This window comes from Pseudomonas marginalis, from assembly GCF_008692035.1.
GTDB lineage: Bacteria > Pseudomonadota > Gammaproteobacteria > Pseudomonadales > Pseudomonadaceae > Aquipseudomonas > Aquipseudomonas marginalis.
The window spans coordinates 1,489,611-1,509,654 of sequence record NZ_VTFG01000002.1 but is presented as its reverse complement, the minus strand read 5'-3'; the positions used below and the strand labels follow the sequence as shown (position 1 = coordinate 1,509,654).

Below are 20,044 nucleotides of genomic sequence, written 5' to 3'. Positions count from 1 at the left end.
TCCTGGCGGCTCATCGTTCCAGCGAGATAGTCTGGTAATCCGCACGTTCCCCGGCGGGACCAGGCTCGGCACGCATCTGCGGTGGCCACCAGATCACCATCTTGTCCTTGCTCGATTGCGGGCGTGAGCAGGAGTCCCCCTTGCAGGTGGGCGTGCAGGCGGTGACAAGCAGTGCCGTTGCGATCAGGGTGACGCACAATAAGCGGTGTTTCATGGCGTGGCCTTCTGAGCAGGAGTAATCAAGGAGGGGCGAGGCACGCTGAGGTGTTCATCCTTCACCACCGGGCGCATGGCGATAAACACCTCGGCTTCCTCACCCGGCTTGAGCCAGGCGCGCGGCCATACGCTGACGGCCAGGGTCTGCGAGTTGCTGCATTCCTTTTCGTCGATACGCACGTGGCGTTTGACCTGGTTACGCAGGACCACTACCGCCACGTTGTAGTCCGGTCCCGCATACCATTGGCTGCGTTCGGTGTTCAGCGCGAGCAAGTCGCGGGTGCTGCACAAACTGTTTAGCCCCAGGGGCATTGGTGCCGCCTTGAAGGCCTTGGGCACTTTCCCGCTGACCATGTGCGCCAGGGTACTGATGATGTCGCTGCGCTTGATTACCGGCTGGTGAGGGCTGTAGCGCCGCGCCAACGGTGCGAGGGCTGCCTGCAATTCGACCTGGTCGGCCTGGGGCAGGTAGCGCGACGGATCGGCCTGGTCACCGATGACGCGCGGGGTGAGGATGAACAGGCGTTCACGTCGATTATTCTGCCGTTCTGTCGAGGAAAACAGCGCCTTGCCCAGTAGCGGGATATCACCCAATAGGGGGACTTTGTTGCGCTTGTCGCTGCTTTCGGTGACGTGGAAACCACCGACCACCAGTGAGCGCTTTTCCGCCATGACGGCCTGGGTGCTGACCTTGCCTCGGCGTACATCGAGGTTGCCGGGAGTGGGGTTGGTTTCGTTGAAGTTGCCATCTTCGATATCCACCGCCAAATGGATCTGGTGGCTGCCACGGCTGGTGATGACACGGGGGACCACCTGGAAGCTGGTGCCCACGGTGACCGGTAAAATGGTTGCATTCTCCCGGCCGGGGGTCAGGTACTGGGTGCGGTTGAAGTCGATGACCGCCGGTTGGTTTTCCAGGGTGAGCACCGAGGGGTTGGAGACCATGCTTGCCAGCCCCTTGGCTTCCAGCGCGCGTATATCTGCGTAGAAGCGCTCGCGGTTCTCAATCGACACCTGTGAAGAGGTGCCCGGTGCCATATTGACGCCGCCACGGAATCGGCTGTTCTGAAACCCCCAGTTCACCCCGAACTCTCGCAATTGGGTGCGCTCGATATCGAGAATGATCGCGTCGATTTCCACCAGTTTGCGCGCGACATCGAGTTGAGTGATCAACTCTCGGTACATGCCCTGCCGCTCAGGCAGGTCATAGATCAGCACAGCGTTATTGCGTACATCGGCTTCGACGCGAATCCTGCTGGGTGAGACCGGGGCTCGCGAGGTGAGTGTCGGGAGCGGATCCACCTGCCCGGTGTTAACGTTTGTACCCAGCATCTGCCCCAGTAAAGGGTTGTTCAATCGGGGAATGTTCGGTACGAGCGGCGCTGGCTGTGACGGGGAGGGTTGGTTCAGCCTGTTGAGGGTCGAATTGGAGCGCGGCTCCAGCAATCCACGCAGAATGCTGGCCACTCCCGGAATAGTGAGCTTCTCGCCGCGGTAATCCACTTGACGATCCGTCGCATTGGCGAATTTAAGCGGGAAACTCAGCACACTCTGCTTTTCATCCGGAGAGCGGCGCTGGGTACTGAACTGTTTGATCTGCTCGATATAGCGTCGAGGGCCCGAAACCAGTACCACGCCGTCTTCGGGCAACTCGCCCCAACCGAAACGGCTATCGAGCAGGCCAATATCGGTGAGCGCTTGCTTAAGGTCGGCAATGGTCTCGGAAGAAACCTCCAGGCGCGCCGAGTCTTGCTGGTCCAGCGTGCTGATATAGAGGGTGTTGTTGTACAGGTACCACTGGAAACGGTGTTCTACCCCCAGACGGTCGAGCATCGACTGCGGGGTATTGGCGCGAATCTTGCCATTTACGTTGCCTTCCAGCAGGCCCTCGACATGTAGTTGTGTCCCAAAGGTCTGGGCGAAATCCTCCAGCACTTCCCGGAGTGGCTTATGTTCAGCTTCATAAGCGTATGCGGTGTTTTTCCACTCGGGGGGTATGGCCGCCAGTGTGTTCCCTGCTGGGATCAGCAGCCAGGGAAGCAGGATCATGTTGCGCCAATGGAATCTTTTAAGGGAATCGGCAGGCGAGTCTGGACGCAAGCGACTGCGCTTGTGAGGCTTGTTAGACATTCACAGTTCTCTGTTCAGTAGGATAGTGAGCGTAGCGAAGTGGGTTTGAGGTTTCGGGCCGGCTGAGCGAGACGTGTCACCGTTGAGCGCCATGTGTCACGTTGGTTAAGCAGGGCTTCGAGACAGCCGAGCACAGCCCTCTTTTCCTGCCCGCTGCGCAGACTTTGAACCAGCCATAGCGCGCCGCTTTCAGTTTTGAGGGCCAGTGCGCCTTGGAAATGATTCAGGCTGGCGGCGCCCAGTCGCATCCAATTCTGCAGGATTGCATTATCGGGACGAACTGAAGTTAGTTGAGCACCCAGTAATAGCACTTCCCCTTGACGTTTAAGAATGATTTCATCGTCGCCTTCGAACAAACTGATCTGTTCGTTATGGCTGTTTAACCATTCATTGATCAACTCGTGCATATCAGGTGAAACTCTCAAACGTCGATTTGTACATAAGATGGGTCGCCCGCTTGTGCTCGTGATAAGCCATATCGCTCGCAGAGCGTCTTAGCGCGAGGTTGTAGAATAGTTCGGCAGACTCTTCATCCTCTTCTTCCATCTCCACTAAAGCCCTAAGACGTTTATCGCTGACAGCGTTATTCTTCAAAAGTTGGCGTGACAACTTATCGAAAAAGTCCATATGGTTTTCCTTATTGTGGAGAGGACTCGTTTGCGTAACTGCCGTTGAAAAAAGCTTCGATCATCGAATTCCAACTGATGCGAAAATCGCCCTCGTCTGTTTTCAGTACCAGTGTCTGCAGGGGGGTTGTGTCATCAGCCTGAAGTTTCCAGCGTGTGGAGGTGTGACGAACAAAAAACTGTTTCACCTCCTCCAGGTCATGGGGGTGACAGAGTAGTGTGGCGTTGACCTCTTGAATCTGGTTCGCCATCAAATGCTTGAGAAGGGCTCCAAGCCTTTGTTGGGCTACCGTCTCGTCAAGCAGGCAGCGAATTGCCTGGTTGGTGATCGATGTTGCGTAGTGCTCCAGGCTGTCGTACATCGCTTGACGGTCGTGCTCCCATCGCTTGAATTGGGCATCCGCGCGCTGCCAGACCTCCAGGGATACTTTTTCCAGCAAGGCTTCGCATTTTTCCTCTGCCAGGCTTATCAGCTCATCGGCCTGTGCATGGGCCCGGTTCAAGAGTTGGTCGGCCTGCTTCCAGTTGGCAAGCTCTTCCCGCAGGATCAGGCTGCTCTGTACGTGCGTAGCGTCCTTGAGCAACTCAATGGTGTATCGACATAACATCGCTGATTTCCTTACCCCTTCGATTCAGGGGGGCGTGGGGTCGCTTGCCAAATTCGTCACGCGCCAGACCACGGCTTGCCACAGTGTGTTCAGGCGGCTGCTGGCGTTCTCGAATGAGATATTTCTTTTTTCGACATCACCTACACGCTCACGTGGGAAGCGCAACCGAAGACGTTGCCAAGTCGCCGGTTCCACCCAGCTATGGAGCAATTGCAATGGATCAGCGTCGCAAGGCAGCATGGCTGGGGGCAGCGCCTTGGACAGACGCATGCACCACAGATGATGGCTGTTGCTCAAGGGGGCTGCTGCCTCAGGATTAAAGGTGTCGTGAATCAGTGTCATCGCCAGGTCGAGTTGCTCAGTTGAGGCGAGGGCCAGGCGAAGCACGGTAGGGTGAGGGGCAGCAGGCAAGCAGGTTGCAACCCCCGTGAGGTTGCCCGGCGCCAACCGTCCAAGGTGATATAGCGTGCTGATCGCTGGGTATTTTTCGCCTCTCCAGTCCTCGTGGGCATACTTCCATGGGAATGCCCACCATTGAGCCCAGGCCAGATGTTCGCTCATTGGATTGACGGGTCTAGGCGTCATGGGAGAGGCCAGTCGATTCGCCTGCCACGGACGCACCTTTTACAAGACGCTGACGCCGATTGCGTAGGAATAGTCCGGTGCTCACGACGGCAACCATGGCTAGCAGAGTGAAGACTGTGCTGTTGCGCCAAAACCCCAGGTCATCGCTGGGTACCAGGAAAGGGCCAAAATACACGAGGCGCTGCTGTTCCTGGTAAGCGGTGGCAGGTACAAATACCACGGTCAGTTTTTGCGGATTTTCCACTGCTGTGGTCATGCCAGGGATGCTGCTTGCCACCATTCTGCGAATGCGTGCTTGGATGTTATCGGGATCCAGGCGCGGATCATGCTTGATGAATACTGACGCGGATGCGGGTTGGACAGGTTCCCCAGGTGCGATGCGTTCGGGCAACACTACGTGTACCCGCGCAACGATAACGCCGTCGATGTTAGAGAAGGTCGCCTCAAGCTCTTGGGACAAGGCATAGATGTAACGTGCGCGCTCCTCCAATGGCGTGGAAATAACGCCTTCCTTGCGAAAGGTATCGCCCAACGTTGCCCGGGCCATTCTCGGTAGACCGGCGGCTTCCAAGGTACGTACGGCGCGTCCGATATCGATTGCGTTAACCGCCACGACGACACCATCTTTGGCCGGGATTTTTAAGGCTCGAATATGTTTATCTGCCAATTCTGCTATGACCTCATTGGCCTCTTGTTCAGAGAGCTGACGATGAAGTTCAACGCGGTCACCGCAACCGCTTAATATCAACGTAATAAAAAAAATCAGCGCGGCGGATAACAATCTATTCATGTTCACTATTGCATATTGCAAATCTTGTCGATGCCTTGAGTTGTCTTGCCAAGGGTTTTTACCAGTAGTTGAGACGTGAGAACCGCACCGGAAAGCTCTCCCGGAAATTTTTTAAGTTCTTGGATATTTATCTGCTTGTTTGTGGATTTCAGTGCTCGCGCAAGACGCGCTCTTGTGATATTGAGCGGCTCAATCGCTTCTATCAGCGCCGTCGGCAGGCCTCTTTTTCCTGAGGCGGAGGTAGCCGGGAATGAGTGTTCGAGCATTGAGCTGAAAAAGTTGACATCCGTATCCAGCGCCAAAAATTCAGACGTCTTGTCGTTCCTCTCGACAGTCTCGTCAGATACTGAAGACTCAATATTTTCTATCCACATGTGAAGTCTACTGTGTGGGGGGCGATAGTTTTTTTGTCGCTGACGTTAACGATTGAATCATTCAAGCAATACAAGCACCTCTCCAATCATCAGCTCGGAGAGGTGCTTTTATTATTGGACTGCTTTAGCGGCCGAGGTGACGTTGTTAAACGCTTTCATATCAAGCATTTTCATCGCACCGTCCCTGCCGACAGCTTTTGCTTGGGCTATCAGATCATCGTCGCCTCCGCCCATTGCTCCGGACAAATCCGATGACGTTGGTGAAGCGTAATTATTTGTGGCGTAGCCAGAAGAAACAGGGCTTGAAGCGGAAATTGCGCTCATAATAACTTCCTATCTTAAGGTATTTAAGTGGTACTAACCGTCAGTAAAGCAAATTGTATTGAGTCTGTGACATGTTTCTCCACAACTTGAATCTGACGATGAATGTGTGGTTGCTAGAAGGAAATGGTTCCGAATATTGCTCGGTATAGATGTTCCTAAATGTGTTTTTTAGATGCGCTGGTGTCTAGTTAGGCGAGGCACTTAGCTGAAACAGTTTTTCTACATTAATGATATATTTAATTGTTTCATCCTGTAGTACAGCGTGCGCTTGGCAACACCCAGTTCAACCGCGACGGTTTCTACACAGTGGTGATGCCTGCGCAACGACTCCTCAATAAACGCTTTTTCAACGTGTTGTAGGCGTGCCTTCAGGCCCATCTGGATTTTCTGTTGGTCGCTCACCGAGGTAGAAAACGGTGGCAGGCCCAGCACGAACCTCTTGGCCGTAGAACGTAACTCCCGAACATTACCCTGCCAGGTGTGGCACAGCAGTTGTTGCAGCAGCCCGTCAGTGGGCGGCGGGGCAGTGCGTTTGAACCGGTGGGCTTCCTGCTGAATCATCTCCAGGAACAACGGGATGATGTGCTCTCGCCGATCACGCAAGGCTGGAAGCTGGATGTTGACGACATTCAGACGGAAGTACAGATCGCGCCTGAAGGTTCCGAGTTCGACCATCTGGTGGAGCGATTGTTGGGCAGACGCGATCACACGCATGTCCACCGGGATGAAGCGGGTTGAGCCCAGGCGCTCTACCCCCCGCGACTCCAGCGCGCGCAGCAGTTTGGCTTGCAGGTTCAACGGCATGCTATCGATCTCATCGAGGTACAGGGTGCCGAGATGGGCTGCCTCGATAAAACCGGCACGGGACTGGATGGCGCCGGTATAGGCACCGCTGTTGACGCCGAACAATTGGCTTTCGGCGAGGCTATCAGGAATAGCCGCACAATTGACCGCGACAAAATTGCCCCGCCGTGTCGATAGGCGGTGAACCCGCTGCGCCAGGGTATCTTTGCCAGTGCCGGTTTCTCCCAGCAACAGTATGTCTATGTTGAGGGGGGCCGTGCTGCTCAGTGTGTTTTCAATATCCGTGTCTTCGAAGAGTGAAGTATCTTTTTCATTTTCTCCAAGGGTGGAGACCGACATCGAAGAGTTCTCCATTATCGCTCGACTTCAGTGTTGAGAGGACAGTCTATGCTCGTCAATCAGGAATGAGGGTATAGAACTTATACGGGGATATTGACGTAAGTGTGGGCCGGAATAATGTAGGAAAACCCCGGCATTATTGAGTTTAAATTGTGCAACTGCCTGGCTGCATTAAAGGCGGAGGGGGTAAGTAGGGGAAGTCTGGTAGTGAAGTGTGAACGATGCTTGTCCTATGTTAGGAAGTTTCACCTACAAAAAAGCCGATGCAGTGCATCGGCTTTTTTATTTGTCGTAGACTTCGCAGGTAGCGTTTACACGTTAAAGCGGAAGTGCATCACATCGCCATCTTTAACAATGTATTCCTTACCTTCCAAACGCCATTTACCCGCTTCCTTGGCACCGGCCTCACCCTTGAACTGGATAAAATCGTTGTAGGCGATCACTTCCGCACGGATAAAGCCTTTTTCAAAGTCGGTGTGGATCACACCGGCAGCCTGTGGCGCAGTGGCGCCGACTTTTACGGTCCAGGCGCGGACTTCCTCGACACCGGCGGTGAAGTAGGTCTGCAGGTTGAGCATTTCGTAGCCGGCGCGGATCACGCGGTTCAGGCCAGGTTCTTCCAGGCCCAGGGCCTCAAGGAACATGTCTTTCTCTTCGCCGTCATCCAGTTCGGCGATTTCCGCTTCGATCTTGTTGCACACCGGCACCACGATGGCGCCTTCTTCGTCGGCGATGGCCTTGACCACGTCGAGCAAAGGATTGTTCTCGAAGCCATCTTCAGCGACGTTGGCGATGTACATCACAGGCTTGGTGGTCAGCAGGTGGAAACCCTTGATCACGGCCTTCTCGTCAGGGCCCATGGTCTTCATCAGGCTGCGTGCCGGCTTGCCCAGGGTGAAGTGCGCGATCAACTGTTCCAGCAGGCCTTTCTGGACCACTGCGTCCTTGTCGCCGCCTTTGGCGTTGCGCGCGACTTTCTGCAGTTGCTTCTCGCAGCTGTCGAGGTCGGCGAAGATCAGTTCCAGGTCGATGATCTCGATGTCGCGTTTCGGGTCGACGCTGTTGGAGACGTGAATCACGTTCTCGTCTTCAAAGCAGCGGACCACGTGGGCGATGGCATCGGTTTCACGGATGTTGGCCAGGAACTTGTTGCCCAGGCCTTCACCTTTCGACGCGCCGGCTACCAGGCCTGCGATGTCGACGAACTCCATGGTGGTCGGCAGGATGCGCTTGGGATTGACGATGGCCGCCAGTGCGTCCAGGCGCGGATCGGGCATCGGCACGATGCCGCTGTTGGGTTCGATGGTGCAGAAGGGGAAGTTCTCCGCCGCAATACCGGACTTGGTCAAAGCGTTGAACAAGGTGGATTTGCCGACGTTGGGCAGGCCGACGATGCCGCAATTGAATCCCATGGTGTTTCCCCTCGGAAAAAAGTCAGGCCTTCTGGCTGTGCAGGTTTTTCATCGCGCGGTTCCATTCACCGGCGAAGATATCCGGCAGCACGCCGAGGGCAAAGTCGATGCTGGCATCGAGTTTTTCCTGTTCGGCGCGTGGCGCACGACCCAGGACGAAATTTGAAACCATACTGGCGACGCCTGGGTGGCCAATGCCGAGCCGCAGGCGGTAAAAATTATTCTGATTGCCCAACTGCGCGATGATGTCGCGCAGGCCATTGTGCCCGCCGTGCCCGCCGCCGAGCTTGAGCTTGGCAACGCCGGGTGGCAGGTCCAGTTCGTCATGGGCCACCAGGATTTCTTCGGGTTTGATCCTGAAGAAGCCCGCAAGCGCCGCTACAGCCTGGCCGCTGCGGTTCATGTAGGTGGTGGGAATCAACAGACGAACATCCTGACCCTGATGCGAGAAGCGTCCGGTCAGGCCAAAATATTTGCGATCGGCCACCAGGTTTACACCTTGGGCGTGGGCGATGCGCTCAACAAAAAGGGCCCCCGCGTTATGCCGGGTCTGTTCGTATTCGGCGCCTGGATTTCCCAGGCCAACGATCAGTTTAATGGCAGTCACGACAGGGGCCCTTCCTTTGGAGTTGTGGATAACATCGCTACACCTGCGTGCGGCGAAAGTGGACGACAAGAGATCATTTACTCAAGAGTAAACGCCGCGTTATCGCCCGCTTTCTCGCTACGTTTCGGTCCGCGATGTTTCCTCAAGCTCCGGCAATACAGAGTGAATTACTCTGCAGCGCCTTCTTCAGCTTCTGGAGCAACGCGTGGAGCGTGTACGTTTGCAACAGCTTTGTCATCACCGTGAGCCAGTGCGACAAACTCAACGCCTTTAGGAGCCTTGAGGTCGGACAGGTGGATGATTGCGCCGATTTCCAGAGCCGACAGGTCGACTTCGATGAACTCAGGCAGGTCTTTCGGCAGGCAAGTCACTTCGATTTCGTTCAGGACGTGAGAGATCTCGCCGCCTTTCTTGACCGGAGCTTCTTCACCAACAAAGTGCACAGGCACGATAGCGGTCAGTTTCTGGCCGGCTACGACGCGTACGAAGTCAGCGTGCAGAACATGACCCTTGGATGGGTGACGTTGCAGGGCTTTGATGATGACGTTTTGCTTTTTGCCGCCAACGTTCAGTTCGATAACGTGGCTGTAGGCCGCATCGTTTTCGAGCAGTTTGGCAACTTCTTTAGCCAGCATGCTGATGGATTCAGGGGCTTTGTCGCCACCGTAAACTACAGCTGGAACCAGGCTTGCGAGACGACGCAGGCGGCGGCTCGCACCTTTCCCCAGGTCGGAACGCACTTCAGCATTCAGAGTAAAATCGTTCATGTTGTATCTCCAAAATAACCACATTCGCCCCAGCGTTTGCGACCAGCGCTAAAGGCGATATGGGCAAAAAAGCCCCGCCCCAACAGTATGCTGGGGCGGGGCGCTTTTCGTCAGTGAGGTGTTCCGAAGGTTTGACCCTTAGCGGAACATCGCGCTGATCGATTCTTCATTGCTGATGCGGCGAACCGCTTCGGCAACTACCGGTGCGATATCCAGTTGACGGATACGCGCACAGGCTTGAGCAGCGGCGGACAACGGGATGGTGTTGGTCACCACCAGTTCGTCCAGCACGGAGTTCTCGATGTTCTCGATCGCTCGGCCCGACAGCACAGGGTGTGTGCAGTAGGCGAAGACTTTAGCAGCACCGTGCTCTTTCAAGGCTTTGGCCGCGTGGCACAGGGTGCCGGCGGTGTCGACCATGTCATCAACCAGAATACAGGTACGCCCTTCGACATCACCGATGATATGCATCACTTCAGAGTGATTGGCTTTCTCACGGCGTTTGTCGATGATCCCGAGGTCCACGCCCAGGGATTTGGCAACAGCCCGTGCACGCACGACGCCACCAATGTCCGGGGACACGATCATCAGGTTTTCAAAGCGCTGGTCTTCGATGTCATCCACCAAGACGGGGGAGCCGTAGATGTTATCTACCGGAATATCGAAGAACCCCTGGATCTGGTCAGCGTGCAGGTCAACCGTGAGCACACGGTCGATACCTACCACGGTCAGCATGTCAGCAACGACTTTCGCGCTGATAGCCACACGTGCGGAACGCGGACGGCGATCCTGGCGGGCATAACCAAAGTAAGGGATTACAGCTGTGATTCGAGTCGCTGAGGAGCGGCGGAAGGCATCAGCCATCACGACGAGTTCCATCAGGTTATCGTTGGTCGGAGCGCAGGTCGGCTGGATAATGAAGACGTCTTTACCGCGGACGTTTTCATTGATCTCGGCTGTAATTTCGCCGTCGGAGAATTTACCGACAGAGATGTCACCGAGAGGGATATGCAGCTGACGTACGACACGTCGAGCCAGATCGGGGTTGGCGTTCCCCGTAAAGACCATCATCTTGGACACGCGCAGTACCTAGAGGCTGAGGGTAACCTGGATGAGTATTAGAAAATGGCAGGGGCGGCTGGATTCGAACCAACGCATGGCAGGATCAAAACCTGCTGCCTTACCGCTTGGCGACGCCCCTGTATCTGTTGCAACGAGTACCCAGTACTCGATTCCTTTTAGAGCAGACTTTGCAGCTTGCGATGCAACATCGAAACGTTGCTTCCCTTTGCTACAAACCCTGTAAGGGTCTCTGTAAGAAGGGCCGAGACTTTATCAGCTTCAGCTTTGCTTGGGAAGCCCCCAAACACACAACTTCCAGTTCCGGTTAATTTTGCTTCGGTAAATTTACCTAACAAATTCAAAGCGTTACGTACCTCTGGATAACGCCTTGCTACAACCGGTAAGCAGTCATTTCGACTGTTTCCCTTGGGAACGGGGCGCACTTTAATGGGAGGAGAGTTACGTGTCAACAGCGGATCTGAAAAAATTTCTGCTGTACTTACAGATACTTGCGGGACAAGCACGACATACCACGGCTCTTCGGGGTATTCCGGGGTGAGTTTTTCCCCCACGCCCTCAGCAAAAGCGGCGTGTCCACGCACGAAAACCGGGACGTCGGCGCCCAGCGTGAGGCCCAGCGCAGCCAGGCGATCATGGTCCCAGCCCAGTTGCCACAAATGGTTCAGACCCAACAGTGTGGTCGCTGCATTCGAGCTGCCACCACCGATTCCGCCACCCATGGGCAGAATCTTATCGATCCATATATCGATGCCCTGGGAACAGCCGGACTGCTCCTGGAGTTTTTTCGCGGCCCTCACGATCAGGTTGCTGTCGTGGGGCACGCCTTCGAATTCAGTGTGCAGCTGGATCACGCCATCGTCGCGCAGGGCGAAGGTGAGCTCATCGCCGTAGTCGAGAAATTGAAACAGTGTCTGCAGCTCGTGGTAGCCGTCTTCACGGCGACCGAGAATGTGCAGCATCAGATTGAGTTTGGCAGGAGAGGGCAGGGTCAGTTTTTGTACGGCCACGTTATTGCCCCAGCTTGCGCGGTTGCCAGTCCTTGATCACCAGCGTGACGTCAAGGTCGGTGCCATGCAGCTTGATGCGCTCTGGCAGCCAATAACCGCCCTGTTCCACGTAGCTGAGGTACTCGACCTGCCAGCCATCCTGTTCCAGGGTGGCCAGGCGACTGTCACCGTTGAGGCTCAGGCGGCTCTTGCTGTCCGGCGCGGGCAAGCCGCGGACCCACCACACCAGGTGCGAGACAGGCAGTTTCCAGCCAATCTGCTCTTCCAGCAGCGCTTCGGGCGAGGTGGCCTCGTAGCGACCCTGGTTGGCGACTTCGAGGCTGACTTGTCCCGGGCGGCCGGTCAGGCGCGCGGCGCCACGCCCCAAGGGGCCGGACAAGCGAATGTCGTAGTAATCCTGGCGTTGCAGCCAGAACAAGGTGCCGCTGCCGGAATCTTTCGGTGCGCGAACCCCGACTTTGCCTTCGATCTGCCAGCCGTCGATGCTGCCGAGCTGATCCTTGTGCTGCTTCCATTGCGCCGGGTTGCCCTGGCCCTCAACGGATTCGCGGGCACCGAAGCCCGCGCAACCGGCGAGCAGGGCGATGAAGCTGAAAACGATAACGTGGCGCAAGAACATAAGCTTAAAGGGTCTCGGATCCGGTCAGGCGCTTGATGGTGCCGCGCAGGATGGGGCTTTCGGGTTGTTCCTTGAGGAATTTTTCCCAGATCTGGCGGGCTTCGCGCTGCTTGCCATTGGCCCACAGCACCTCGCCCAGGTGTGCAGCGACTTCCTGGTCGGGGAAGCGCTCCAGGGCCTGGCGCAGCAAGCGTTCGGCTTCGTCGAGGTTACCCAGGCGATAGTTCACCCAGCCCAGGCTGTCGAGTACGGCCGGGTCTTCCGGGTTGAGCTTGTGCGCCTGCTCGATCAACGCCTTGGCTTCGTCGTAGCGCGTGGTGCGGTCGGACAAGGTGTAGCCCAGGGCATTCAAGGCCATGGCGTTGTCCGGGTCGCGCTTGATGATCAGGCGCAGGTCTTTTTCCATCTGCGCCAGGTCATTGCGTTTTTCCGCCTGCATGGCACGGGTGTACAGCAGGTTCAAATCGTCGGGGAATTGCAGCAAGGCCTGTTGCAGCACCTTCCAGGCGCGCTCGCCCTGATTATTGGCTGACAAGGTCTCGGCCTGGATCAGGTAAAGCTGGATCCCGTAGTCCGGTTCGGCATCCCGTGCAGCGGCCAGGCGTTTTTCTGCCTCATCGGTACGCCCGTTGTTCATAAGGATGTCGGCCTGGCGCAGTTGGGCCGGCAGGTAGTCGTTGCCTGGGCCGACTTGTGCGTATTCGAGCAGGGCGGCCTGTGGGTCGTTGCGCTCTTCAGCGATGCGGCCCAGGTTCAGGTGCGCCGAGTCGACATGACTTTCGCGCTCGATCAGCTCTTCCAGGTAACCCTTGGCCTCGTCCCAGGCCTTGGCTTCCAGGCACACCAGCGCCAGGGAGTAACGCAGTTCATCGTCATCCGGGTATTGCTGGAGCAGGTTGGCGAACTGCACTTTGGCGTCCTCCATGCGGTCCTGCTCCACCAGCGTGCGTGCGTAAGTCAGGCGCAGGCGCTTGTCGTCCGGGTATTTCTTGATGCTTTTTTCCAGCAGTGGAATCGCTTCCTTGCCGCGGTTGAGGTTCTGCAGCAGGCGCGCGCGCAGCAGAATCGGCGCGATCTCGCCGTCTTCCGGCGGGTTCTGTTCCAGCAGCTTCAATGCGGCTTCGGCTTCATCATCCTGTTGCAGCAGCAGGGCCTTGCCGAACACCAGTTGACTGTTCTTCGGGTGTTTTTGCAGCAGGCGGTCGAAACTCTTCATCAGGCCATTGCGGGTGTCCTGGTCGGTGTCGGCAGCCGACAGTGCGAGGAAGTCGAAATGGGTGTCGCCCTTGCCTTGCAGGACTTTCTCCATATAGACCATGGAGTCGTCATAGCGCCCGGCCCGCGCCAACTGAATGGCGGCCGCCCGCTGGGCTTCCAGGTCGTCCGGCGCGTTCTTTGCCCAGATCAACGAAGTATCCAGCGCGGCCTGATCGGCCCCGAGGTACTCGGCAATGCGGAACGCCCGCTCGGAAATTCCCGGATCCTGGGTGTTGATGGCCTGGGTCACGTAGTTATCCAGCGCAATATCGAAGCGATTGCGCTGGCCGGCCAGTTCCGCACTGAGCAGGCTGAACACCGTTTCTTCACTGAACGAGGAATAAACCTTGGGCTTTTCAGGGGCGGGTGTGCTGTCTTCCACCGGCGGTGTACCGTCCGGCGACACGGGTGCCATGGCCTGGCAGCCGCTGAGGAAGACAAAAGCAAGGAGCAACGCGGAAGATCTATTCATATAGGAAGAGGACGACTAACCTGCGGTCGGATCATCATGACACAAGCCTTCGGCCAAACATAACCGAGTCTCAGTTGATGCCTTTATAGACACAAGGCATTAGGACAATAGACGACGGTGGTTGTTCTGAATCTTTCGAAGTAGGACAATTGTCGGCTTCCCGACATCATCAGCGATATTGAATGGCCTTCCTCGCACTCGGTATTAACCACAAGACTGCTTCCGTAGACGTGCGCGAGCGCGTGGCGTTTACGCCAGAGCAGTTGGTTGAGGCCTTGCAGCAGCTCTGCCGTCTCACCGACAGCCGCGAAGCTGCGATCCTTTCGACCTGCAATCGCAGTGAGCTTTATATAGAGCAGGAACATCTCTCGGCGGATGTGGTACTGCGCTGGCTGGCCGATTATCACCATTTGAGCCTCGACGACCTGCGCGCGAGCGCCTATGTGCACGAAGACGATGCGGCAGTTCGTCACATGATGCGCGTGGCATCCGGTCTCGATTCGCTGGTGTTGGGCGAGCCGCAGATCCTGGGCCAGATGAAATCCGCCTATGCCGTGGCGCGCGAGGCCGGTACCGTCGGTCCGCTGCTGGGGCGTCTGTTCCAGGCCACCTTCAATTCCGCCAAGCAGGTGCGCACCGACACCGCCATCGGTGAAAACCCGGTGTCCGTGGCGTTTGCCGCCGTCAGCCTGGCCAAGCAGATCTTCAGCGACCTGCAGCGCAGCCAGGCGCTGTTGATCGGCGCCGGTGAGACCATCACCCTGGTTGCCCGCCACCTGCATGACCTGGGCGTAAAGCGCATCGTGGTCGCCAACCGTACCCTGGAGCGCGCCAGCATTCTCGCCGAGCAGTTCGGCGCCCATGCGGTGCTGCTGTCGGACATCCCGGCCGAACTGGTGCGCAGCGATATCGTCATCAGCTCCACCGCCAGCCAGCTACCGATCCTCGGCAAGGGCGCGGTGGAAAGCGCGCTGAAACTGCGCAAGCACAAGCCGATCTTCATGGTGGACATTGCCGTTCCCCGGGATATCGAGCCCGAAGTCGGCGAGTTGGACGACGTTTACCTCTATAGCGTCGACGATCTCCATGAAGTGGTCGCCGAAAACCTCAAGAGTCGCCAGGGCGCTGCCCAGGCGGCTGAAGAGATGGTCAGCGTCGGTGCCGAAGAGTTCATGGTGCGCCTGCGTGAGCTGGCGGCGGTGGACGTGCTCAAGGCGTATCGTCAGCAGGGCGAACGCCTGCGTGATGAAGAGTTGATCAAGGCCCAGCGCCTGCTCGCCAACGGCAGCAGCGCCGAGGAGGTGCTGATGCAACTGGCCCGCGGCCTGACCAACAAGTTGCTGCATGCGCCCAGCGTACAATTAAAAAAACTGACTGCCGAAGGCCGCCTCGATGCGCTGGCCATGGCCCAGGAACTCTTTGCCCTCGGTGAGGGCGCGCCCAGCTCTTCGGATAAAAAATCGCAATGAAAGCGTCACTGCTCAATAAACTGGACGTGCTCCAGGACCGTTTCGAAGAACTGACCGCCTTGCTCGGCGACGGCGAAGTCATTTCCGATCAAACCAAGTTCCGCGCCTATTCCAAGGAATACGCCGAAGTTGAGCCCATTGTGGCCACGTACAAGAATCTCACCAAAGTGCAGGCCGACCTTGAAGGCGCCCAGGCGCTGCTCAAGGACAGCGACCCGGACATGCGTGAAATGGCCGTGGAAGAAGTCCGCGAGGCCAAGGAAAAGTTGGCCGAGCTGGAAGGTGACCTGCAGCGCATGCTGCTGCCCAAAGACCCCAACGACGGGCGCAATGTGTTCCTTGAAATCCGTGCCGGCACCGGCGGTGATGAAGCGGCGATTTTCTCCGGCGACCTGTTCCGCATGTATTCGCGTTATGCCGAGCGTCGCGGTTGGCGGGTCGAGATCCTGTCCGAGAACGAAGGTGAGCACGGCGGCTATAAAGAAGTCATCGCGCGGGTCGAAGGCGACAATGTCTATGGCAAGCTGAAGTTCGAGTCCGGTGCCCACCGTGTGCAGCGCGTTCCCGCAACGGAATCCCAAGGTCGCATCCACACCTCGGCCTGCACCGTGGCCGTGTTGCCCGAGCCGGACGAGCAGGAAGCCATCGAGATCAACCCGGCCGACCTTCGGGTCGATACCTACCGCTCGTCGGGCGCCGGTGGCCAGCACGTCAACAAGACGGACTCGGCGATTCGTATCACCCACTTGCCGTCGGGCATCGTGGTGGAGTGCCAGGAAGAACGTTCCCAGCATAAGAACCGTGCACGGGCCATGTCCTGGCTCTCGGCCAAGCTCAATGACCAGCAGACCAGCGCCGCCGCCAACGCGATTGCCAGCGAGCGCAAATTGCTGGTGGGCTCGGGCGACCGCTCCGAGCGCATCCGTACCTACAACTTTGCCCAGGGCCGGGTCACCGACCACCGGGTCAACCTCACCCTTTATTCCCTGGACGAGATTCTCGCCGGTGGCGTGGATGCGGTGATCGAGCCACTGCTCGCCGAATACCAGGCCGATCAGCTGGCGGCGATAGGTGAATAAATGACCATTATCGCCAGCCTGTTGCGCGCCGCCGACCTGCCCGACTCGCCCACGGCGCGCCTGGATGCCGAGTTATTGCTGGCGGCGGCCTTGGGCAAGTCCCGCAGCTACCTGCACACCTGGCCGGAAAAAATCGTCAGCAGCGAACACGCCCTGGCGTTTGCCGGCTACCTGCAACGCCGCCGCGCCGGCGAGCCGGTCGCCTATATCCTCGGTCAGCAAGGTTTCTGGAAGCTGGACCTGGAGGTCGCGCCCCACACGCTGATCCCGCGTCCGGACACCGAGCTGCTGGTGGAAGCGGCCCTGGAATTGTTACCGGCCACACCGGTCAAGGTCCTCGATCTCGGTACTGGCAGCGGCGCCATCGCCCTGGCCCTGGCCAGCGAGCGTCCGGCCTGGCACGTCACGGCCGTCGATCGCGTGCTGGAAGCCGTGGCGCTGGCCGAACGCAATCGCCAGCGCCTGCACCTCCATAACGCCACGGTGATCAACAGTCATTGGTTCAGCGCCCTGGCAGGCCACGCCTACGACCTGATCATCAGCAACCCGCCCTACATCGCCGCCAACGATCCGCACCTGGTGGCGGGCGATGTGCGTTTCGAGCCGGCCAGCGCCCTGGTGGCGGGCCATGATGGCCTGGACGACCTGCGGCTGATCATCGCCCAGGCCCCGGCCCACCTGAACGCCGCGGGTTGGCTGCTGCTGGAGCACGGTTACGACCAGGCTGGCGCGGTGCGCGACCTGTTGCTGAGCCAAGGCTTCGAACAGGTGCACAGCCGCATCGACCTTGGCGGTCACGAACGTATCTCCCTGGGACGCCGGCCGTGCTGACCGATCAGGAGCTGTTGCGCTACAGCCGACAGATTCTGTTGCAGCATGTCGACATCGACGGCCAATTGCGCCTGAAAAACGGCCGCGCGTTGATCGTCGGCCTCGGTGGCCTGGGTGCCCCGGTGGCGATGTACCTGGCCGCCGCGGGTGTCGGTGAGTTGCACCTGGCGGATTTCGACACCGTCGACCTCACCAACCTGCAACGCCAGATCATCCATGACACCGACAGCGTCGGGCAGGCCAAGGTCCATTCGGCCATGCGCCGCCTGAGTGCCCTCAACCCCGAAATCACCTTGGTCGCCCATCCCATCGCGCTGGATGCCGATACCTTGGCGGCGGCGGTGGCGGGTGTGGACGTAGTGCTCGATTGCAGCGACAACTTCTCCACCCGCGAGGCCGTCAATGCTGCCTGTGTGGCGGCGGCCAGGCCATTGATCAGCGGCGCGGCGATCCGGCTTGAAGGGCAACTGTCGGTGTTCGATCCACGTCGTGCCGAAAGCCCGTGCTATCACTGTTTATACGGGCATGGCAGCGACACTGAACTGACCTGCAGCGAAGCGGGTGTGGTCGGCCCACTGGTGGGCCTGGTCGGTAGCCTGCAAGCCCTGGAGGCCCTGAAACTGCTGGCGGGTTTCGGCGAGCCGTTGGTGGGCCGCTTGCTGCTGATCGATGCGTTGACCACGCGTTTTCGCGAACTGCGGGTCAAGCGTGATCCCGCTTGCAGTGTCTGCGGGACACAACATGGGTAAGGACGCGCCAATCGGTGTGTTCGATTCCGGTGTCGGCGGCTTGTCGGTGCTGGATGAGATTCAGCAATTGCTGCCCCATGAGTCTCTGTTGTACGTGGCCGATTGCGGGCATATACCCTACGGCGAGAAAACCCCGGCGTTCATTCTTGAGCGCTCCCGGTCGGTTGCCGGGTTTTTCCGCGAGCAGGGCGCCAAGGCTTTTGTGATCGCCTGCAACACCGCAACCGTGGCGGCCGTCGCGGATTTGCGCCAGGACTACCCCGATTGGCCCCTGGTGGGCATGGAGCCCGCGGTCAAACCCGCCGCGGCGGCCACGCGCAGTGGCGTGGTCGGGGTGCTCGCCACCACCGGCACCCTGCAAAGCGCCAAGTTCGCCGCGTTGCTCGATCGGTTTGCCACCGATGTGCGGGTGATCACCCAGCCGTGTCCGGGCCTGGTGGAACTGATTGAAACCGGTGATCTGGACAGCCCGGCCCTGCGTCAGTTGTTGCAGGGCTATATCGACCCGCTGCTCAGCGCCGGCTGCGACACCATCATCCTCGGCTGTACCCACTATCCCTTCCTCAAGCCGCTGCTGGCGCAGATGCTGCCCGCCAGCATCATCCTCATCGACACCGGCGCTGCTGTCGCGCGACAGCTCAAGCGTTTGCTGGGTGAACGCGAACTGCTGGCCCTCGGCGATCCTGAGCCTGCACAGTTCTGGACCAGTGGTGATGTGTATCACCTAAGAAATATCCTACCGACACTATGGAAACATTCTGCAGTTGTGCGAAGCTTCGGGTCGTGAAAATTTCGTGAAATGTCGCTGAACTTCTGAGTGTGCGTCAGCTTCTATAGCGAGATGGCCTGTAAAAATTCATACAAACTTTGTTTTCAAAGGACTGTTTCTTATGAAGCGCTTGTTCTGTTTGGCCGCGATTGCGGCCGTAGTGGTGGGACACTCTGTTTCGGCCCAGGCTGCAGGCCTGGAGTTTGGGGTGGGCAGTACCAGCGATTCGACGTTGACCTATCGGCTGGGCCTGACCTCGGATTGGGATAAAAGCTGGATGCAGAGCGACGTCGGTCGCCTGACCGGCTATTGGAGCGGCGCCTATACCTATTGGGAGGGTGATGACCGTGCAGGTGCCAGCAGCCTGTCGTTCTCGCCGGTATTTGTGTATGAGTTTGCCGGGCAGTCGGTCAAGCCCTACATCGAAGCCGGGATTGGCGTGGCGGTGTTCTCGCGTACCAAGCTGGAAGACAACAACATCGGCCAGGCTTTCCAGTTCGAAGACCGCCTGGGCTTTGGCCTGCGCTTCACCGGTGGGCATGAAGTCGGCATTCGCGCCACGCACTACTCCAATGCCGGGATCAGCAGCAATAACGATGGTGTAGAAAGCTACTCGCTGCACTACACCATGCCGCTGTAATTCCCAGGAACGCTGCAAGACAGTGTGGGAGGGGGCTTGCCCCCGATGGCGATGGATCAGTTGGCAAATTCCGCGACTGACACTCCGCTATCGGGGGCAAGCCCCCTCCCACATTAAGGTCCTCACTGGCCTGAGATCAGCGGTAGGCCGTGGCGATGCCTTCGCGTTCGGTCAGGCACTCCGGTGCGCCCATCTCGAACTCCCGGCAGATCAGCGGCCGACGTTCGTAAATCGTGCACATCATCGTGTCCCGATCCAGCGCCGCGCACCAGCCGTCATCCAGGCGCAGCATCACTTCACCGCCCCAATCGTCAGTGTCGATATAGCGCTCCGGCACGCCGGTGTCGGTGATCAGCATCACTTCCAGCTGGCAGCAGCAGGCCGCGCAGGTCGAGCAGGTGACGGCGGGTTCGGTGATCTGGGTGTGGGGGATGTTGGTCATAGGCGCGCAGTGTAAGGCAAGCGGATGCTATGCGTGTGAATGCTC

General features: G+C 58.1%; 24 protein-coding genes and 1 tRNA gene. 6 read left to right on the top strand and 19 right to left on the bottom strand.

Annotation, left to right across the window (positions count from 1 at the left end; translation table 11 throughout):
• Positions 1–10: 10 nt before the first annotated feature.
• The 18 genes from hrpT to FX984_RS27150 all read right to left on the bottom strand — a co-directional run bounded on the left by hrpT (position 11) and on the right by FX984_RS27150 (position 14,020).
• Positions 11–214 carry an HrpT family type III secretion system protein gene (gene hrpT, locus FX984_RS27235; RefSeq protein WP_027606899.1) on the bottom strand — a complete coding sequence of 68 codons (204 nt, stop codon included), beginning with the start codon at positions 212–214 and terminating at the stop codon, positions 11–13.
• Positions 211–2,346 carry a type III secretion system outer membrane ring subunit SctC gene (gene sctC, locus FX984_RS27230; protein WP_108573856.1) on the bottom strand — a complete coding sequence of 712 codons (2,136 nt, stop codon included), beginning with the start codon at positions 2,344–2,346 and terminating at the stop codon, positions 211–213. The genes hrpT and sctC overlap by 4 nt, the downstream gene beginning before the upstream one ends.
• Before the next feature lie 14 nt (positions 2,347–2,360).
• A complete protein-coding gene (locus FX984_RS27225; protein WP_027606897.1) occupies positions 2,361–2,753 on the bottom strand; it encodes a hypothetical protein in 393 nt (130 codons plus the stop codon).
• Between the two features lies 1 nt (position 2,754).
• Complete coding sequence (locus FX984_RS27220) at positions 2,755–2,973, bottom strand: hypothetical protein (RefSeq protein ID WP_027606896.1); 219 nt, start codon at positions 2,971–2,973, stop codon at positions 2,755–2,757.
• A 10-nt stretch (positions 2,974–2,983) separates the two neighbouring features.
• Positions 2,984–3,580 (bottom strand): type III secretion system stator protein SctL, encoded by a 597-nt coding sequence (sctL, locus tag FX984_RS27215; protein ID WP_098480399.1) that lies wholly within the window; start codon positions 3,578–3,580, stop codon positions 2,984–2,986.
• A 24-nt stretch (positions 3,581–3,604) separates the two neighbouring features.
• The gene (locus FX984_RS27210) at positions 3,605–4,141 is read right to left on the bottom strand and encodes a hypothetical protein (protein WP_027606894.1); all 537 of its coding nucleotides are present in this window, start codon (positions 4,139–4,141) and stop codon (positions 3,605–3,607) included.
• A gap of 13 nt (positions 4,142–4,154) precedes the next feature.
• A complete protein-coding gene (gene sctJ, locus FX984_RS27205; RefSeq protein ID WP_027606893.1) occupies positions 4,155–4,955 on the bottom strand; it encodes a type III secretion system inner membrane ring lipoprotein SctJ in 801 nt (266 codons plus the stop codon).
• Between the two features lie 5 nt (positions 4,956–4,960).
• Positions 4,961–5,329, bottom strand: a complete 369-nt coding sequence (locus tag FX984_RS27200) for an EscI/YscI/HrpB family type III secretion system inner rod protein (RefSeq protein WP_027606892.1) — start codon at positions 5,327–5,329, stop codon at positions 4,961–4,963.
• A gap of 111 nt (positions 5,330–5,440) precedes the next feature.
• Positions 5,441–5,653 (bottom strand): hypothetical protein, encoded by a 213-nt coding sequence (locus FX984_RS27195; RefSeq protein WP_133822121.1) that lies wholly within the window; start codon positions 5,651–5,653, stop codon positions 5,441–5,443.
• A gap of 219 nt (positions 5,654–5,872) precedes the next feature.
• Complete coding sequence (locus tag FX984_RS27190) at positions 5,873–6,796, bottom strand: sigma 54-interacting transcriptional regulator (RefSeq protein ID WP_146478132.1); 924 nt, start codon at positions 6,794–6,796, stop codon at positions 5,873–5,875.
• Positions 6,797–7,107: 311 nt separating this feature from the next.
• On the bottom strand, positions 7,108–8,208 hold the full coding sequence (gene ychF / locus FX984_RS27185) for a redox-regulated ATPase YchF (RefSeq protein ID WP_146478134.1): 1,101 nt from the start codon (positions 8,206–8,208) through the stop codon (positions 7,108–7,110).
• Positions 8,209–8,230: 22 nt separating this feature from the next.
• Positions 8,231–8,815, bottom strand: a complete 585-nt coding sequence (gene pth / locus FX984_RS27180; protein ID WP_010213318.1) for an aminoacyl-tRNA hydrolase — start codon at positions 8,813–8,815, stop codon at positions 8,231–8,233.
• 167 nt (positions 8,816–8,982) lie between these two features.
• Positions 8,983–9,582: a 50S ribosomal protein L25/general stress protein Ctc gene (locus tag FX984_RS27175; RefSeq protein ID WP_027606889.1), complete on the bottom strand. Its 600-nt coding sequence runs from the start codon at positions 9,580–9,582 to the stop codon at positions 8,983–8,985.
• Between the two features lie 138 nt (positions 9,583–9,720).
• Entirely contained in the window at positions 9,721–10,662 is a 942-nt protein-coding gene (locus tag FX984_RS27170) for a ribose-phosphate pyrophosphokinase (RefSeq protein ID WP_003171603.1), read from the bottom strand.
• A 46-nt stretch (positions 10,663–10,708) separates the two neighbouring features.
• Positions 10,709–10,783 (bottom strand) — tRNA-Gln (locus FX984_RS27165).
• A 37-nt stretch (positions 10,784–10,820) separates the two neighbouring features.
• Positions 10,821–11,624, bottom strand: a complete 804-nt coding sequence (gene ispE, locus FX984_RS27160) for a 4-(cytidine 5'-diphospho)-2-C-methyl-D-erythritol kinase (RefSeq protein WP_205885421.1) — start codon at positions 11,622–11,624, stop codon at positions 10,821–10,823.
• Positions 11,625–11,673: 49 nt separating this feature from the next.
• Entirely contained in the window at positions 11,674–12,291 is a 618-nt protein-coding gene (gene lolB / locus FX984_RS27155) for a lipoprotein insertase outer membrane protein LolB (protein ID WP_027606887.1), read from the bottom strand.
• A gap of 4 nt (positions 12,292–12,295) precedes the next feature.
• A complete protein-coding gene (locus FX984_RS27150) occupies positions 12,296–14,020 on the bottom strand; it encodes a tetratricopeptide repeat protein (protein ID WP_146478136.1) in 1,725 nt (574 codons plus the stop codon).
• A 182-nt stretch (positions 14,021–14,202) separates the two neighbouring features.
• Between FX984_RS27150 and hemA the strand changes: the two genes are divergently transcribed.
• The 6 genes from hemA to FX984_RS27120 all read left to right on the top strand — a co-directional run bounded on the left by hemA (position 14,203) and on the right by FX984_RS27120 (position 19,557).
• Complete coding sequence (gene hemA / locus FX984_RS27145; RefSeq protein WP_027606885.1) at positions 14,203–15,489, top strand: glutamyl-tRNA reductase; 1,287 nt, start codon at positions 14,203–14,205, stop codon at positions 15,487–15,489.
• Complete coding sequence (gene prfA / locus FX984_RS27140) at positions 15,486–16,568, top strand: peptide chain release factor 1 (protein ID WP_027606884.1); 1,083 nt, start codon at positions 15,486–15,488, stop codon at positions 16,566–16,568. The genes hemA and prfA overlap by 4 nt, the downstream gene beginning before the upstream one ends.
• Positions 16,569–17,399 (top strand): peptide chain release factor N(5)-glutamine methyltransferase, encoded by an 831-nt coding sequence (prmC, locus tag FX984_RS27135; RefSeq protein WP_027606883.1) that lies wholly within the window; start codon positions 16,569–16,571, stop codon positions 17,397–17,399. It abuts the gene before it with no gap.
• Positions 17,393–18,148 carry a molybdopterin-synthase adenylyltransferase MoeB gene (locus FX984_RS27130; protein ID WP_027606882.1) on the top strand — a complete coding sequence of 252 codons (756 nt, stop codon included), beginning with the start codon at positions 17,393–17,395 and terminating at the stop codon, positions 18,146–18,148. Before prmC ends, FX984_RS27130 begins: the two co-directional genes overlap by 7 nt.
• Entirely contained in the window at positions 18,141–18,935 is a 795-nt protein-coding gene (gene murI, locus FX984_RS27125) for a glutamate racemase (protein WP_146478138.1), read from the top strand. The genes FX984_RS27130 and murI overlap by 8 nt, the downstream gene beginning before the upstream one ends.
• A gap of 103 nt (positions 18,936–19,038) precedes the next feature.
• Complete coding sequence (locus FX984_RS27120) at positions 19,039–19,557, top strand: acyloxyacyl hydrolase (RefSeq protein ID WP_027606880.1); 519 nt, start codon at positions 19,039–19,041, stop codon at positions 19,555–19,557.
• Positions 19,558–19,693: 136 nt separating this feature from the next.
• Here the strand turns inward: FX984_RS27120 and FX984_RS27115 are convergent, their stop codons facing one another.
• Complete coding sequence (locus FX984_RS27115; RefSeq protein ID WP_016977069.1) at positions 19,694–19,999, bottom strand: YkgJ family cysteine cluster protein; 306 nt, start codon at positions 19,997–19,999, stop codon at positions 19,694–19,696.
• Positions 20,000–20,044: the final 45 nt, after the last annotated feature.